Origin of the sequence: Sphaerisporangium sp. NPDC049003, assembly GCF_043197795.1 — a bacterium.
Classification (GTDB): domain Bacteria; phylum Actinomycetota; class Actinomycetes; order Streptosporangiales; family Streptosporangiaceae; genus Sphaerisporangium.
Genome location: NZ_JBICTU010000030.1, coordinates 40,895 through 54,510, shown reverse-complemented (window position 1 = coordinate 54,510; position 13,616 = coordinate 40,895). Strand labels below are relative to the sequence as shown.

Here is a 13,616-nt window from a genome sequence, read left to right as displayed (position 1 = left end):
ACGGGTGGTCACACCGAGGTGAAGCCGCGCGGGAGCGTTGAATAATGAGTGGGATATCAGCGAGGACTTGGGCAAAGTAGATCTCGATCAAAAAGGAGATCCACCATGCCGAACCAGATCGCACCTAACCTTCTGTCGTGGGCCAGCGAAATAGATCCGGGCACGATCGAGCAGGCGGCACGTACCGCCCGCCTGCGTTTCGTTTCGGGTCATGTCGCGCTCATGCCGGACGCGCATATCGGCATTGGCGCGACAGTCGGATCCGTAATTCCTACCGAGGGTGCGATCATTCCGGCCGCCGTGGGTGTGGACATCGGGTGCGGCATGGTCGCGACCGAGACCACGCTTACCGCTGCTGACCTGCCTGACACCCTGGCCGCATTGATGCCCATGGTGGAGCACCGCATCCCGGCCGGCGTCGGCAAGGGCCACGCCGACCCGTCCATGGACCGAGCCCTCAGCGAACTGGGACTCCCCCACACCGACCTGAACCCCAAGCAGGCGAAGAAGGTATCCGAGCAGTTCGGCACCCTGGGCTCCGGCAACCACTTCGTCGAGGTCTGCCTCGACGAACGTGACCGGGTCTGGACCGTGCTGCACTCCGGTTCACGAGGCATCGGCAACCAACTCGCCACGATGCACATCGTGGACGCCAAGAAGCTCATGAAGAAGCAGGCCATCGGCCTGGAAGACCCCGACCTGGCCTACCTGATCCAGAGCACACCGGAGTTCACCGCCTACATCGAGGACATGCTGTGGGCCCAGCGCTACGCCATGGCCTCACGCGCCCGCATGGACAAGGTCCTGATCAACGCCCTGTTCCGCGTCGTCGGCAAGGGCCAGCGCGTCCGCACGATCAACTCGCACCACAACTTCACCCAGCAGGAGACGCACAACGGCAAGGAGCTGTGGATCACCCGCAAGGGAGCCATCAAAGCCGACACCGGCGACGAGGGCGTCATCCCCGGCTCGATGGGCACCCAGTCCTACATCGTCCGCGGACTTGGGAACCCCGACTCCTACAACTCCTGCTCCCACGGCGCCGGCCGCCGCATGTCCCGCAGCCGAGCCAAGCGAGAGCTATCAGCCAAGTCACTCACCGAAGCGATGCACGGCCGAACCTGGAACGCAAACCGCGCCGCCGCCTTGGTGGACGAGCACCCCGAAGCGTACAAGTCCATCGACCAGGTGATGCAAGACCAGAAGGACCTCGTCGAGATCCAGCACACCCTGCACCAGATCTTCAACTACAAAGGCTGAAGCCTAGACACGCGCCCCGCCGCCCACACCAGGCGACGGGGCACCCTCTCCGAGAGTCAAATGAACGACACCCTCGTTAGGAGAGCGGTAGCCGTATGGTTGGCGCACCTGGTGTGAGCTGTGCGAACACTCCACACGGCTCGCACGGCTTGAAAGATCATCCCGTGCATGTCCCGCGTCCGCCGGGGCCGGCGCCACGTCGTCTGGTGGTAAGGCTCGACACGATGCCACGGGAGTCCCATATGGTCGCGTTGCGGACCATCATCGTCCTACCGGTCCTGCTCAGGTTCAACGTCCACGCTGTTGACCGGCCGAGGCCAGATACCGCCGTGCTCGTCGATTATCCATGGGGAGGCTTCCGAGCGGGGGCGTAGGTACTTCTGCAGTTCGGGGTACTGCTCCAGTACGTAGGCTTCCACCGCGTCGAGTACATTCCTCGACTACCTGCGGCACCGCCCGCCCGGGCCGGCTGACCCGCCCCGCGAGCGTGGCCGCCGGGACCGCACCCCCGGCTGCCACACCTTTCACCGGCAAACGCGTCACGAGACGCGTTCGAGCATGTCCGCCCTGATCTGGGGACCCGTGAGCGCCTTGGAATAGACGCGCACGTCGTCGAGCGTGACCGGAATGTAGAGGTCGTCTGTGAACCCGTCCGATCCGAGCTGGAAGTCGCCAGGGGCGTACAGGATGGCCCGCGACGTCTCCAGGGACCGCTGCACGGCGCCGTTGACGTACACCGTCAGGGCGTAGCGGTCGGCCCGGTAATCGAACGTCACGGCGAGGTGGGTCCACTGGTCGACCGGCGGAGGCGGGAGAGTCACGGAGAGGGGTGTCCCGTCGGCCATCGTCAGGAGCACCTGGTAGTCCCTCGGCCCCCATGTCTTGACGGAGTAGCTCGGGTAGGGGGAGCCCGACGCCTTCTTCGCGACGATGTACCGCGGCCGGTCGTACGGTTCGACGGCCCTCGGCCGCATCCACATCTCCAGGGTGAGCCCGCTCGTCACCCGCAGGCTCGGTGGGTCGGGGACGACCATCCGCCTGCCGGTCCTCGGGAAGTCCAGGGCGGAGCCGTGCTTCCCCTCGGTCCAGGTGGCCCTGTCGACGGTGCCGTGGTTGCCCTTGCCGGAAGCGTCCCGGGCCAGGGTGCCGCTCCCCTCGTCGAGCGCGTAGGCGGCCAGGAGGGATCCGGTGGGCCGGTCGACGGGTCCCACGTCCGCGGCCGCCTCCTGCGACGGGGGGCCGTTCGTGAGGATGTCCCGGGCCAGGACGCGGTAGTAGTACCTGCCCGCCGGCTCGATGCCGGTGTCGGCGTACTTCGGCGTGGTGACGGTGGCGAGCAGCGTCTCGGCGGTGGGCTCGAAGCCGGCCGTCGACGAGCGGTGGACCTCGTACCCCGTGACCCCGAAGTCGTCGGTCGCCGCGGTCCACGACAGGTCGGCACGGGCCTTCCCACCGGCCGCGGTGAAGGCGCCCACCGCCGAGGGCGGATCGTCTGGAAGGGCCGCGGTGACGGGGGTCTCCATGTCGGCGCGGACCCGTGCCTCGTCGATGGCGGTACCGTAGACGCGCACCTCATCGATCACGCCGTCGAAGTCGGCCGAGGTGTCGTAGGCGCCGCCGATCGTGCGCTGGCCGTCGAACGACGGCAGCGGCACGGTCGCCTCCTGCACGGCGACCTGCGTCCCGTTCAGGTAGATGCGGAGCGCCGTCCCGTCATGGGTAACCGCCACATGGCTCCATGAGCCCTCCGGCACCTCGAATCCGTGCTCGTCCCCCGAGATGCCCGCGCATCCTTCGACCCCGCAGTAGACTGCGTACAGGGTTCGCCAGCGGTAGCCCACCACGAAGAAGCCGTTCGAGGAGTCCCAGGACTGCAGCTCCAGGAGGTTGCCGTCGGCGTCGGACGCCGGCTTGATCCAAGCCTCGAAGGTGAGGGCTCCAAGGGCTGCCCAAGCAGGGGTGGGGGGAATCGCCACCTTGCTCTCGACGTAGTCCTCTCCCGCGAAGGACAATGCCTTCCCGTGCTTTCCCGCCGTCCACGACGTTGCCACCGCCGTGCCAGGTTTGCCGCCCATGGAGTCGCCCACCGCCGTACCCCTGCTCTCCTCCATGCCGTACGCGGCGATGGGGACGGGATCGGTGAGGAGCGAGGCGGCCGACGCGGGGCCGACCGGCACAGCGGCCGTCGCGCTGAGAGCCATCGCCACCGCCACGGCGGCGGACGCCAGGAATCGAGGTAAACGGGGCATCGAACCTCCGTATCAGGGCCCCCGAGCCATGTGATGATCCACGTTAACGCGGACGAGCCGGTCTGGCGATCAATTAATTGCCCTCGCGGAGTTCGAGGTCGCCGACCGCTGTCTTGCCTCGTACGCGGCCCGAGAGCTGACCTTTATCTGTGTTTTCGAGCTCGAAGCTCTTCTCTCTGGAGAAGGTCCATTCATCAAGTCACGCGTCCATGATGGGGCACCTGACTCGACGATGCTGCGTTCGTACGGCCGGATGATCTATTGGGCGAAGTGCTAAGCGGGCCGTGCAACTCTGCCCGGACGTATACGTTACTCATTTGACTGTTCGCGCTGCTGTCAGGATCTGGCAGCGCGTCTTCCTATGTGGGTGCGCCGCCAACCGCTTCATGGCTCTATAACGCTTGAGCAGGGTTGTGATTTTGTCGTAGTCGCGTGCGCCGTTCAACTCGTCGAGCAGATCATCAGGGCATAACTCGTAGAGGTCGCCCCACCAGCGGCGCACCTTGTTGTCCCAGATCCGGTAGCCGCCGGGAACGCCTCTGGCGACGTAGCGCCTCCTGCCCATGGTTCGTCACTCTGCAATCCGCCAGGCCAGGGGTCAAGCGCGATAATCAGCCCGTTACTCGGTGAGCCAGGGTGAGGAACGAACCCTGGATCGTCGATCGCCCCCAAGCACGTACGGCGTCGGCCATGTCGTGGCGTCGTTAGGGCTGCATCTGTGCGGCGGCGTGGCAACCCCGGCCGGTGCCTTCGGTCAGTAAGGCGCGGCAGGCGTGCGGCGACCGGCCCGGTGTCCCGCCGCCGTCCGGGACCGGCCCCCAGGCCGCATGCCTGGACGGCGGGCGGGCGGAGGGCCGGAGGTGCGGCGGCGCGCCGCGCCGCCGCCTTGACTTGCGCAGCACGTTGCAGACCAGGGCCAGCATGACCGCCCGGTTGCGCCGGGCGTGGTCCCGCGCCCAGAACAGATCTCCGCGGTAGGCGTCCATCATCGCGGTGCCCTGGACGAACACCGCTAGATTCGGGTCCGGCAACCCCGGTTCATCGCCTCTCGTACCAGGCCACCTCAGCCCTATTCCCGGCGGGTGAGCGCGTCGCCGGCCGCGCCTATCGCCAGGCCGAGGACGATCATGACGACGTAGCTGTAGATCTCGTAGCCGTCGGGGGCGAGGAACCGGAGGAAACCCATGAACCGGATCCAGCCGAACCACTCGTGCAGGAGGCCGCTCACCCCGCCGACGACAAGGACGAAGCACAGCAGACCCGACAGGGCCGCCAGGGGGGACTTGGGGTTGGTGGAGGTCATGGTTCTTCACGGTAGGCGGGCGATGCCGGGCCCGGGATCGGGCTTAGGACGGGCGCGCGATGACCGAAGTCTGCCGCCGGCGGCCGCGGGTCGTACTTAAGTATCCGGTCGCGGCACGGACGCCCGGTCGCGGGCGGGCGTGCGTAGATTACCGGTCATGCGCCGCATCGACCGCACCCGCCGGGACTGGGCCGCCGACCTGGGATTGTTCCTCTTCGCCGCCTGCTTCGCCGCCGTCAGTTCGCAGTCCGTGCCGGTCGCGGCGGATATCGATCCCGTGTGGCGGGCCGCTGATCAGGTGGTCGGAGGGCTGGGGTGCGCGGCGGTGCTGCTGCGGCGGCGCCATCCGGTGGCGCTGGCGGTGGCTCTGCTGCTGGCGGGCACCCAGGCGCACTATCTGACCGGTCCGGCGATGGTGGCGGTGTTCACGGTGGCCGCGACCCGGCCGGGGCGGGTCACGGCGTGGGTGGCGGCGCTGGCCTTCGCCCCGCTTCCCGCCTTCCTGTGGCGGCTGCCTGAGCTGCCCGGGGACCGGACCGGCTCGGCGCTGACGTACTTCGCGCTGATCGCCGGGGCCATCGGCTGGGGGCTGTTCCGGCGGTCCCGGCAGCAGCTGATCGCTTCGCTGCGGGAGCGCGCGGAACTGGCCGAAGCGGACGCCGAGCTGCGAGCCGAGCGGGCCCGGCGAGAGGCCCGGGAGGAGATCGCCCGCGAGATGCACGATGTGCTCGGGCACCGGCTGTCGCTGATGAGCGTGCACGCCGGGGCTCTGGAGTTCAATTCGGGCGCGCCCCGGGCGGAGATCGCGCGCGCCGCCGGGGTGATCCGGGAGAGCGCCCACCTGGCCCTGCGCGACCTACGCGAGGTGATCGGCGTGCTTCACGCGGGGCCGGCGGGCGAGCGGCCGCAACCGGAACTGGCGGACCTGGGCCGGCTGGTGGCGGAGGTACGGGCGGCGGGCGGCCGGGTCGAGCTCACCGGACCGCCGGACGGCCCGGCGCCGCCACCCGTGGTGGGGCGGACGGCGTACCGGATCGTGCAGGAGGCGCTGACCAACGCGCGCAAGCACGCGCCCGGCGCGGCGGTCGCGGTACGGGTGACCGGGGGCCCCGCCGACAGGCTGACGGTCGAGATCCGCAACGCGCCGCCGCCCGTACCGGCCGCGGGTGCGACCGCGGACGGCGGCGAAGGCGGCGGGCAGGGGCTGATCGGGCTGGCCGAACGCGCGCGGCTGGCAGGCGGCGAGTTGAGCGCCGGCCCGGCCGGCGACGGGTTCCGGGTCTGCGCCTGGCTACCCTGGCCACCGGCGGAGGCCGGGTCCGCCGCGAGCCAGGTGTGAGGAGGGAAGGCGCAAGTGATCCGCGTCCTGCTCGTCGATGACGACGCGATCGTGCGAGCCGGGCTGCGCCTGATGCTGGGCGGCGCCCCGGACATCGAGGTGGTCGCGGAGGCCGCCGACGGGGCCGAGGTGCCCGAGCGGGTGGCCGCGTACGCACCCGATCTGGTGCTGATGGACATCCGGATGCCGGGCGTCGACGGGCTGGCCGCCACCAGGGCGCTCCGGGCCCAGCCCGGAGCACCTGAGGTGCTGGTCCTGACGACTTTCCACACCGACGCGCACGTACTGCGGGCGCTGCGCGCCGGCGCGGCCGGTTTCCTCCTCAAGGACACCCCGCCGCAGGACATCGTCTCGGCCATCCGCACCGTGGCCGCCGGGGACCCGGTGCTCTCCCCCGCCGTCACCCGCCGGCTCATCGCGCAGGTGGCGGGCGACTCCGGGCAGGACGACCGGGCCGCCGCCGCCCGGGCCCGGCTGGCGCTACTGGCCGAGCGGGAGCGGGAGGTGGCCCGGGCTGTGGGGCGCGGCAGCTCCAACGCGGAGATCGCGCGGGAGTTGCATCTGGCGCTGCCGACGGTGAAGGCGCACGTGTCACGGATCCTGACCCGGCTGGATCTCAACAACCGCGTCCAGATCGCTCTGCTGGTCCACGACGCGAGCGCGTCAGAGGACGTCTGAGCACGCGCTCCTGTGAGGGAGACCCACGTGGCCCGGCGCCCGCGCGGTGACCGCGTCACGATCCATTACTAAGGATTACTTAGTCACTAAGTTTTCTGAGGTACGCTGTGGCGCGTGGTGAGGAGCGTCCGTCGGGAGGCTCCCGCGAGAGACGTGAGGAGACGTGTCATGGCGAAGCTTGAGATCATCGTGGCGAGCACCCGGCCGGGCCGGGTGGGGCTGCCGATCGGGCAGTGGGTCGAGGCGGAGGCGAGGGCGCACGGTGGTTTCACGGACGTGGAGCTGGTCGACCTGGCCGAGGTCGGCCTGCCCTTCATGAACGAGCCCAACCACCCCCGCCTGGGCCAGTACACCCACCAGCACACCCACGACTGGAGCGCCAAGGTCACCGAGGCGGACGCCTTCGTCTTCGTCATGCCTGAGTACAACTACGGGTACAACGCCGAGCTGAAGAACGCCATCGACTACCTGCACAAGGAGTGGTACTACAAGCCCGTGGGGCTGGTCAGCTACGGCGGCGTCGCGGCCGGCACCCGCGCGGCTCAGATGATCAAGCAGGTGGTCACCACGCTCAAGATGATCCCGGTCTCCGAGGCGGTCTCCATCCCCTTCGTCCGGCAGTTCGTCGACGACGAGGAGAACGTGGTTCCGAACGACGTCATGACGGCGTCGGCCAAGGCCATGTTCGACGAGCTCGTCCGCGTGAGCGACACCCTGCGCCCGCTGCGCGAGGGCGCGGTCCCATCGACGAGGTGAGGGCGGACCCATGAGCGACGTCAACCCCGTCTGCGTGCGGTTCCACGCCGCGATCGAGCTGATCGGCTCCCGCTGGTCCGGCGCCATCCTGCGCGCCATGTTCACGGGGCAGGTCCGGTACGCGCAGATCAAGGCCGCCGTGCCGGGCCTGAGCGACACCATGCTGGCCCAGCGGCTGCGCACGCTGGAGTGCGAGGGGCTCATCGAGCGCCGGGTCATCCCGGCCTCCCCCGTGCAGGTCGAGTACGGCCTCACCGAGAAGGGCCGCGACCTCGAACCGGCGCTTGAGGCCCTGATCGCCTGGTCGCACAAGTGGATCCCGCTCCCGGGACAGGAGGAGCAGGTCGCGGCGCGGGAGCACCCGCGCCCGTCCGGAGCGTGATGTTGGCCGGGACGTGGATCCCGCATGCCCGGGTCGTCCAGACGTTGACGGGGTTCCGCCCTTCCCTTGAATGGGCTCTGGCCTGCGAAGAGATAGGCGTCCTGGCGTGAGTCGGGGTCGCGCCGGGGGGTAGGGCAAAACAGGGGGCAGATGCCGCCATCAGCGAGCAAGAGGTGAAGTCATGGCTTTCAACAACCCCGCCGACCTCTTCCTGTACGAGCTCTCCGCCGCGTACGACGGGGAGATCAAGATCACGGAGATGAAGGAGGAGATGGCGGGAAAGGTCCGCAGCACCAGCCTTTCCGAGGAGCTGCGCCATCAGGTGGCGAAAGGCCAGGAGAAGGTCAGGAACCTGGACGTCTGCTTCCAGTCGCTCGGGACCACGCCGCTTGACGTGGACTGCCTGGTCGTCGACGCCATGCGGGCCGAGTTCCAGCAGTTCGTCCAGCGGGGGCCCGCGCCCGAGGTGATCGACATGTACACCGTCGGGTCGGAGCTGGAGCTGGCCAGCTACAAGACCGCCGGTTACAAGGGCCTCGTCGACAAGGCCGTGCTCATGGGCCAGACCGAGTGCGCGCACTTCCTCCAGAGCAACCTGGTCGGGGAGGAGGAGGCCAGGGGGCACTTCGAGCGCCTCAGCCATGAGGTCAGCGAGGCGACCCTCGCCGGAGTGTGACCCCGGCGCCGCGACGTGAGGCCCTGACCGCGCGACCGGCGCCGAGGCGCTCGTGGAGACCCCTCGGCCCCTCGCGGATTTATCAGCATTTTGGTGACATTTCCGGAAATACTGAATGCCGCCGCGCCATGGCCTCCGAACAGCGAAAACAAAGACGCGTCAAGATCGCGAGTGCGCCGCCACCTGGCCTCCAGGTATGCGTACCGGCACGGTGGGCAAGACAGAGGTGTCCCCACTGTCAGCGAACCGGGAAATCCATATGACCCGAATTGCCGCTGTCCGCGGTGCTCTTCCTCCGAACCGCTACCCCCAGGCCGAGATAACCGACACCTTCGCCCGCATCTGTCTTCCCCCGGGTGCCGACCGGCGGCTGCTCGACCGCCTGCACACCTCGGCCCGCGTCGGTCATCGCAACCTGGTTCTGCCGCTTGAGCAGTACGCCAAGCTCGACGGCTTCGGGATGGCCAACGAGATCTTCATCGAGGCGGCGGTGGACCTGGGTGCCGAGGCGGTGGGCGCCGCGCTGGAGGCGGCCGGGCTGGCGCCGGGCGACGTCGACATGATCATTTTCACGTCGGTGACCGGAATCGCCGCGCCGTCGGTGGACGCCAGGCTCGCCGGCAGGCTCGGGCTGCGCCCCGACGTCAAGCGGATACCGGTGTTCGGGCTCGGCTGCGTCGCGGGTGCGGCGGGGATCGCCCGGCTCCACGACTACCTGCGCGGATGGCCGGACCACGTGGCCGTGCTGCTCTCGGTCGAGCTGTGCTCGCTCACGTTGCAGCGCGCCGAGGCCTCGCCGGTCAACTTCGTGGCCAGCGGGCTCTTCGGCGACGGCGCGGCGGCCGTGGTGGCGGTCGGCGCCGGCCGTGCCGCGGACCCGCGGTCCGCTCCCGGCCCCAGCGTGGTCGCCACCCGCGGCCACCTCTACCCGGACTCCGAGGCGGTGATGGGCTGGGACGTCTCCGACACCGGTTTCCGCGTGGTGCTCGACACGAGCGTCCCGGAGGTCGTACGGACCTACCTGGCCGACGACGTGAACGGCTTCCTCGCCGACCACGGGCTCACCACGCGCGACGTCACCGCGTGGGTGTGCCATCCAGGCGGCCCCAAGGTCCTGCACGCCGTCGCCGAGAGCCTCGACCTGCCCGAGGGGGCGCTGGACCTCACCTGGCGCTCGCTGGAGGACATCGGCAACCTGTCCTCCTCCTCCGTCCTGCACGTCCTGCGCGACACGCTGGCGCTCCGCCCGCCGCCACCGGGGACCCCGGGGATGCTCATCGCGATGGGGCCCGGATTCTGCTCCGAGCTCGTCCTGCTGCGCTGGTAGGGGCGAAGTGTCGCCGCCGCTGCAGACTGTCCCCCTGGTGATCGGACCCGTATCGTCTCAGGGCATGTCGTCCTGGTACCTGCTGCTCGTCCTGCTCGTCGGCGCCGAGCGTCTCGCCGAGCTGGTGGTCGCCCGGCGCAACGCGCGCTGGAGTCTCGCCCGGGGCGGGCGCGTCTTCGGGCGCGGTCACTATCCCTGGATGGTCGCCCTGCACACCGGCCTGCTCGCCGGCTGCCTGCTGGAGGCGGGCCTCGCGGACCGGCCCTTCGTACCGGCCCTGGGCTGGCCGATGCTCGCCCTGGTCGTCGCGGCCCAGGGCCTGCGCTGGTGGTGTATCACGTCGCTCGGACCGCAGTGGAACACCGAGGTCATCGTGGTGCCCGGCCTGTCGCTCGTCGCGCGCGGGCCGTACCGGCTCGCGTGGGCGCGCCACCCCAACTACGTGGCGGTCGCCATGGAGGGCGCGGCGCTGCCCCTGGTACACGGCGCGTGGGTGACCGCCGTGGTCTTCACCGTGCTCAACGCCGCGCTGATGGTGGTGCGCGTCCGCTGCGAGAACGCGGCCCTCGCGACCCTGGCGCCGGGTCCGGGGGCCGCCGCGCGCGAGGCGACGGCGTGATCGACGTGCTGGTCGCCGGGGGCGGGCCGGCGGGCCTGGCGACGGCCATCCACGCCGCGCTGGCGGGGATGGAGGCCGTGGTGGTCGAGCCCCGGTCGGCTCCGGTGGACAAGGCGTGCGGCGAGGGTCTGATGCCCACCGGGGTCGCGGCGCTGCGTTCCCTCGGCGCCCACGTGGAGGGCTGGCCGCTGCGCGGGATCCGGTACGTCGACGAGCGGCACCGCGCGCAGGCGGCGTTCCGCGAGGGTCAGGGGCTCGGGGTCCGCCGCACCACCCTGCACGCCGCGCTGGCCGGGCGGGCGGCGGAGGTGGGCGTGAAGATCGTCCAGGACCGGGTGGACGGTGTGCGGCAGCACACGGACTCGGTCGAGGCGGCGGGGATGCGGGCCCGCTGGCTGGTCGCCGCCGACGGGCTGCACTCCCCGCTGCGCGGCCTGCTCGGGCTTGAGCTGCCGGCCCGCGCCCCGCGCCGCTATGGGCTCCGCAGGCACTACCGCATCGCGCCCTGGTCGGACTTCGTCGAAGTGCACTGGGCGGCGCGCGCCGAGGCGTACGTGACCCCGGTGGGAGAGGAACTGGTCGGGGTGGCCGTGCTCAGCTCCGAGCGCCGAGGCTACGACGAGCACCTGGCGGGGTTCCCCGCGCTGCTGGCCCTGCTGGACGGACCCCACGCCACCTCGGTGCGCGGCGCCGGGCCGCTCCGGCAGCGCGCACGCGCCCGCGTCGCCGGGCGCGTGCTGCTGGTCGGCGACGCGGCCGGCTACATGGACGCGCTCACCGGCGAGGGGGTCTCCCTGGGGCTGCTGTCCGCGCGTGCGCTGGTCGGCTGCCTGCGCGCGGGACGGCCCGAGGCGTACGAGCGTGCGTGGCGGCGCCTGTCGCTGCGCCACCGGCTGCTCACCGGGGCGCTGCTGGCCGCGCGCCGCCGTTCGGGCTCGGCCCGGCTGATCGTGCCGGCGGCGCACCGCCTTCCCGCCGTCTTCGGCGCCACCGTCAACGCCCTGGCCTGACGGCAGGCGCCTCCCGCGGGTCTGGAGCCGAAGCGCGAGTTCGTTGCCGGTGACCTGGCGGCCCGGGCGGGCCGCCCGGCACGCCCCGCCGCGCCGGCTAGCGGGGTTCGAAGCGCTCGCGGCGGACGGTGACCTTGCGGCCCTTGACGGTGGTCTGGCGTAGTGCCGAGATGACGTCGTCCGTCGAGTGGTCGGGGACCTCGACGAGCGAGAAGCGGTCGGCGATCTCGATCGCGCCGATGTCCCGGCCGCTGAGCCGTGACTCGTTGGCGATCGCGCCGACCAGGTCCTGCGGCCGGACCCCGGCGCTGCGGCCCGCGCCGATGAAGATGCGGGTCATGCCGCTGGACGGCCCGCGCCCGCGTCGCTCGTCGCGCCCGCCGGGCTCGCGGCGCGGCCGGCCCTCGCGCTCGGGACGTACCGGGACGTCGGGGATCTCCTCCTCGTCGGCCGCGGCGCCGCTGGCCTCGTGCGCCAGCTTCACCGCCGCCATCGCGATCTCCACGAGGTCGAACTCGTCGGCGAGCGTGTCGACCACGACGCGGAAGTGCTCCAGGTCGTCCTCAAGGATGCTCTCCTCCAGGGCGGAGCGCGTCAGCTCCAGGCGGCGCGCCCGCAGGTCGGCGACCGTGGGGACCTTCTCGACCGTGATCCTGCTCTTGGTGACCCGCTCGATCGTCTTGAGCATGCGGTGCTCGCGGGGCTCCGCGAGCGTGATGGCCACGCCCTCGCGGCCCGCGCGCCCGACCCTGCCGATGCGGTGGACGTAGGACTCCGGAGCGGAGGGGACGTTGTAGTTGACCACGTGCGTGAGCTGCTCGATGTCGAGCCCGCGCGCGGCCACGTCCGTGGCGACCAGCAGGTCGGCCGTACCGCTCCTCAGCCGCGCCATGACGCGGTCGCGCTGTTCCTGGCCCATGCCGCCGTGGAGCGCCTCGGCGCGGTAGCCGCGGCCGTTCATGGTCTCGGTGAGCTGGTCGACCTCCTCGCGGGTGCGGCAGAACACGATGGCGGCCTCGGGCGCCTCGACGTCGAGCACCCTTCCGAGGGCCGTGGGCTTGTGCGCCCTCGGCACCATGTAAGCGCTCTGCCGTACGCGCGGGGACTCCCCGGCGGTGGCGGACTCGCGCTCGATCTGGATGCGCACCGGGTCGTTGAGGTGCTGGCGGGCGATGGAGTTGATGCGCGGCGGCATCGTGGCGGAGAACAGGACGGTCTGGCGGGCCTGGGGGGTCTCCTGGAGGATCGCCTCGATGTCGTCGGCGAACCCCATGTCGAGCATCTCGTCGGCCTCGTCGAGGACGACGATCTGGAGGGCGTCCAGGTGGAGCGTCTTGCGGCCGATGTGGTCGAGCGCCCGCCCGGGGGTCGCGACGACGACGTCCACCCCTCGCTGGAGCTCCCTGAGCTGCCGCCCGATCGGCTGCCCGCCGTAGATCGGCAGGACGCGGGCGCCGAGGTCGCGGCCGTAGCGGTGGACGGCCTCTGAGACCTGGACGGCCAGCTCGCGCGTGGGCACCAGCACGAGCGCGATCGGCGACCCCGAGCTCCTGCCCGCGGGCATCCGCTGGAGGATCGGCAGGGCGAACGCCGCCGTCTTGCCGGTGCCGGTCGCGGCCTGCCCGAGCAGGTCACGGCCCTCCACCAGCGGCGGGATGGCCTCGCGCTGGATCGGCGTCGGCTCCTCGTACCCGAGACCGGTGAGCGAGCGCAGAAGCTCGGCACGCAGCCCCAGGTCAGCGAAGCCCGTCGAGTCTTCGGTGGCGTTGGGGGTCATGATCGAGCTCCTCGTTCCGGACGGACGCGCATGGGATCGGTGTTGACACCATGTTCCACTGTCGCAGCATGCTTCCCGCCCACCGGGGGCCCGTACCGGTGGTGTTCCCGCCCCGGCGCGGTGCCTTTCGGCGTACGAGAACCCCGTCCTCGATGTGAGGACGGCCTTTTCACGCTTACGGGAGAGGAAGTTTACTTGAGACTGCCCGGGGTCAGACCGGCCGCGATGCGCGGCCCGCCC

General features: G+C 70.6%; 13 protein-coding genes and 1 pseudogene. 9 read left to right on the top strand and 5 right to left on the bottom strand.

What is annotated here, in order from left to right; all coding sequences use genetic code 11:
• Positions 1–105: 105 nt before the first annotated feature.
• Positions 106–1,260 carry an RtcB family protein gene (locus tag ACGFIV_RS29190; protein ID WP_392838243.1) on the top strand — a complete coding sequence of 385 codons (1,155 nt, stop codon included), beginning with the start codon at positions 106–108 and terminating at the stop codon, positions 1,258–1,260.
• 539 nt (positions 1,261–1,799) lie between these two features.
• On the opposite strand, the gene ACGFIV_RS29185 is transcribed toward ACGFIV_RS29190, so the two are convergent.
• The 4 genes and pseudogenes from ACGFIV_RS29185 to ACGFIV_RS29170 form a co-directional block, all read right to left on the bottom strand.
• Positions 1,800–3,509 carry a LamG-like jellyroll fold domain-containing protein gene (locus ACGFIV_RS29185; RefSeq protein WP_358553906.1) on the bottom strand — a complete coding sequence of 570 codons (1,710 nt, stop codon included), beginning with the start codon at positions 3,507–3,509 and terminating at the stop codon, positions 1,800–1,802.
• A 313-nt stretch (positions 3,510–3,822) separates the two neighbouring features.
• A complete protein-coding gene (locus ACGFIV_RS29180) occupies positions 3,823–4,074 on the bottom strand; it encodes a hypothetical protein (protein WP_392838242.1) in 252 nt (83 codons plus the stop codon).
• Positions 4,075–4,396: 322 nt separating this feature from the next.
• Positions 4,397–4,540 (bottom strand): annotated as a pseudogene (locus ACGFIV_RS29175) (RtcB family protein); the annotation flags it as partial.
• Between the two features lie 38 nt (positions 4,541–4,578).
• Positions 4,579–4,812, bottom strand: a complete 234-nt coding sequence (locus ACGFIV_RS29170; RefSeq protein WP_392838241.1) for a hypothetical protein — start codon at positions 4,810–4,812, stop codon at positions 4,579–4,581.
• 157 nt (positions 4,813–4,969) lie between these two features.
• Between ACGFIV_RS29170 and ACGFIV_RS29165 the strand changes: the two genes are divergently transcribed.
• The 8 genes from ACGFIV_RS29165 (at position 4,970) to ACGFIV_RS29130 (ending at position 11,599) form a co-directional block, all read left to right on the top strand.
• The gene (locus tag ACGFIV_RS29165; RefSeq protein ID WP_392838240.1) at positions 4,970–6,151 is read left to right on the top strand and encodes a sensor histidine kinase; all 1,182 of its coding nucleotides are present in this window, start codon (positions 4,970–4,972) and stop codon (positions 6,149–6,151) included.
• A 15-nt stretch (positions 6,152–6,166) separates the two neighbouring features.
• Positions 6,167–6,829: a response regulator transcription factor gene (locus tag ACGFIV_RS29160; protein WP_358561837.1), complete on the top strand. Its 663-nt coding sequence runs from the start codon at positions 6,167–6,169 to the stop codon at positions 6,827–6,829.
• Positions 6,830–6,997: 168 nt separating this feature from the next.
• Entirely contained in the window at positions 6,998–7,585 is a 588-nt protein-coding gene (locus ACGFIV_RS29155; protein WP_358561834.1) for an NAD(P)H-dependent oxidoreductase, read from the top strand.
• Positions 7,586–7,595: 10 nt separating this feature from the next.
• On the top strand, positions 7,596–7,967 hold the full coding sequence (locus ACGFIV_RS29150) for a helix-turn-helix domain-containing protein (RefSeq protein WP_358561831.1): 372 nt from the start codon (positions 7,596–7,598) through the stop codon (positions 7,965–7,967).
• 181 nt (positions 7,968–8,148) lie between these two features.
• Positions 8,149–8,643, top strand: coding sequence for a DUF892 family protein (locus tag ACGFIV_RS29145; RefSeq protein WP_358561828.1), 495 nt, complete (start codon positions 8,149–8,151; stop codon positions 8,641–8,643).
• A gap of 259 nt (positions 8,644–8,902) precedes the next feature.
• Positions 8,903–9,970 (top strand): type III polyketide synthase, encoded by a 1,068-nt coding sequence (locus ACGFIV_RS29140; protein ID WP_392838239.1) that lies wholly within the window; start codon positions 8,903–8,905, stop codon positions 9,968–9,970.
• A 64-nt stretch (positions 9,971–10,034) separates the two neighbouring features.
• Positions 10,035–10,589 (top strand): isoprenylcysteine carboxyl methyltransferase family protein, encoded by a 555-nt coding sequence (locus ACGFIV_RS29135; RefSeq protein WP_358561133.1) that lies wholly within the window; start codon positions 10,035–10,037, stop codon positions 10,587–10,589.
• A complete protein-coding gene (locus ACGFIV_RS29130) occupies positions 10,586–11,599 on the top strand; it encodes an NAD(P)/FAD-dependent oxidoreductase (protein WP_392838238.1) in 1,014 nt (337 codons plus the stop codon). The genes ACGFIV_RS29135 and ACGFIV_RS29130 overlap by 4 nt, the downstream gene beginning before the upstream one ends.
• Before the next feature lie 97 nt (positions 11,600–11,696).
• Here the strand turns inward: ACGFIV_RS29130 and ACGFIV_RS29125 are convergent, their stop codons facing one another.
• Positions 11,697–13,376: a DEAD/DEAH box helicase gene (locus tag ACGFIV_RS29125; protein WP_358561858.1), complete on the bottom strand. Its 1,680-nt coding sequence runs from the start codon at positions 13,374–13,376 to the stop codon at positions 11,697–11,699.
• Positions 13,377–13,616: the final 240 nt, after the last annotated feature.

Excerpts from the sequence above, each read along its gene's own strand:
- ACGFIV_RS29190 (WP_392838243.1), top strand. The coding sequence starts at position 106 with ATGCCGAACCAGATCGCACCTAACCTTCTGTCGTGGGCCAGCGAAATA.
- ACGFIV_RS29185 (WP_358553906.1), bottom strand. The coding sequence starts at position 3,509 with ATGCCCCGTTTACCTCGATTCCTGGCGTCCGCCGCCGTGGCGGTGGCG.
- ACGFIV_RS29180 (WP_392838242.1), bottom strand. The coding sequence starts at position 4,074 with ATGGGCAGGAGGCGCTACGTCGCCAGAGGCGTTCCCGGCGGCTACCGG.
- ACGFIV_RS29170 (WP_392838241.1), bottom strand. The coding sequence starts at position 4,812 with ATGACCTCCACCAACCCCAAGTCCCCCCTGGCGGCCCTGTCGGGTCTG.
- ACGFIV_RS29165 (WP_392838240.1), top strand. The coding sequence starts at position 4,970 with ATGCGCCGCATCGACCGCACCCGCCGGGACTGGGCCGCCGACCTGGGA.
- ACGFIV_RS29155 (WP_358561834.1), top strand. The coding sequence starts at position 6,998 with ATGGCGAAGCTTGAGATCATCGTGGCGAGCACCCGGCCGGGCCGGGTG.
- ACGFIV_RS29150 (WP_358561831.1), top strand. The coding sequence starts at position 7,596 with ATGAGCGACGTCAACCCCGTCTGCGTGCGGTTCCACGCCGCGATCGAG.
- ACGFIV_RS29145 (WP_358561828.1), top strand. The coding sequence starts at position 8,149 with ATGGCTTTCAACAACCCCGCCGACCTCTTCCTGTACGAGCTCTCCGCC.
- ACGFIV_RS29140 (WP_392838239.1), top strand. The coding sequence starts at position 8,903 with ATGACCCGAATTGCCGCTGTCCGCGGTGCTCTTCCTCCGAACCGCTAC.
- ACGFIV_RS29135 (WP_358561133.1), top strand. The coding sequence starts at position 10,035 with ATGTCGTCCTGGTACCTGCTGCTCGTCCTGCTCGTCGGCGCCGAGCGT.
- ACGFIV_RS29125 (WP_358561858.1), bottom strand. The coding sequence starts at position 13,376 with ATGACCCCCAACGCCACCGAAGACTCGACGGGCTTCGCTGACCTGGGG.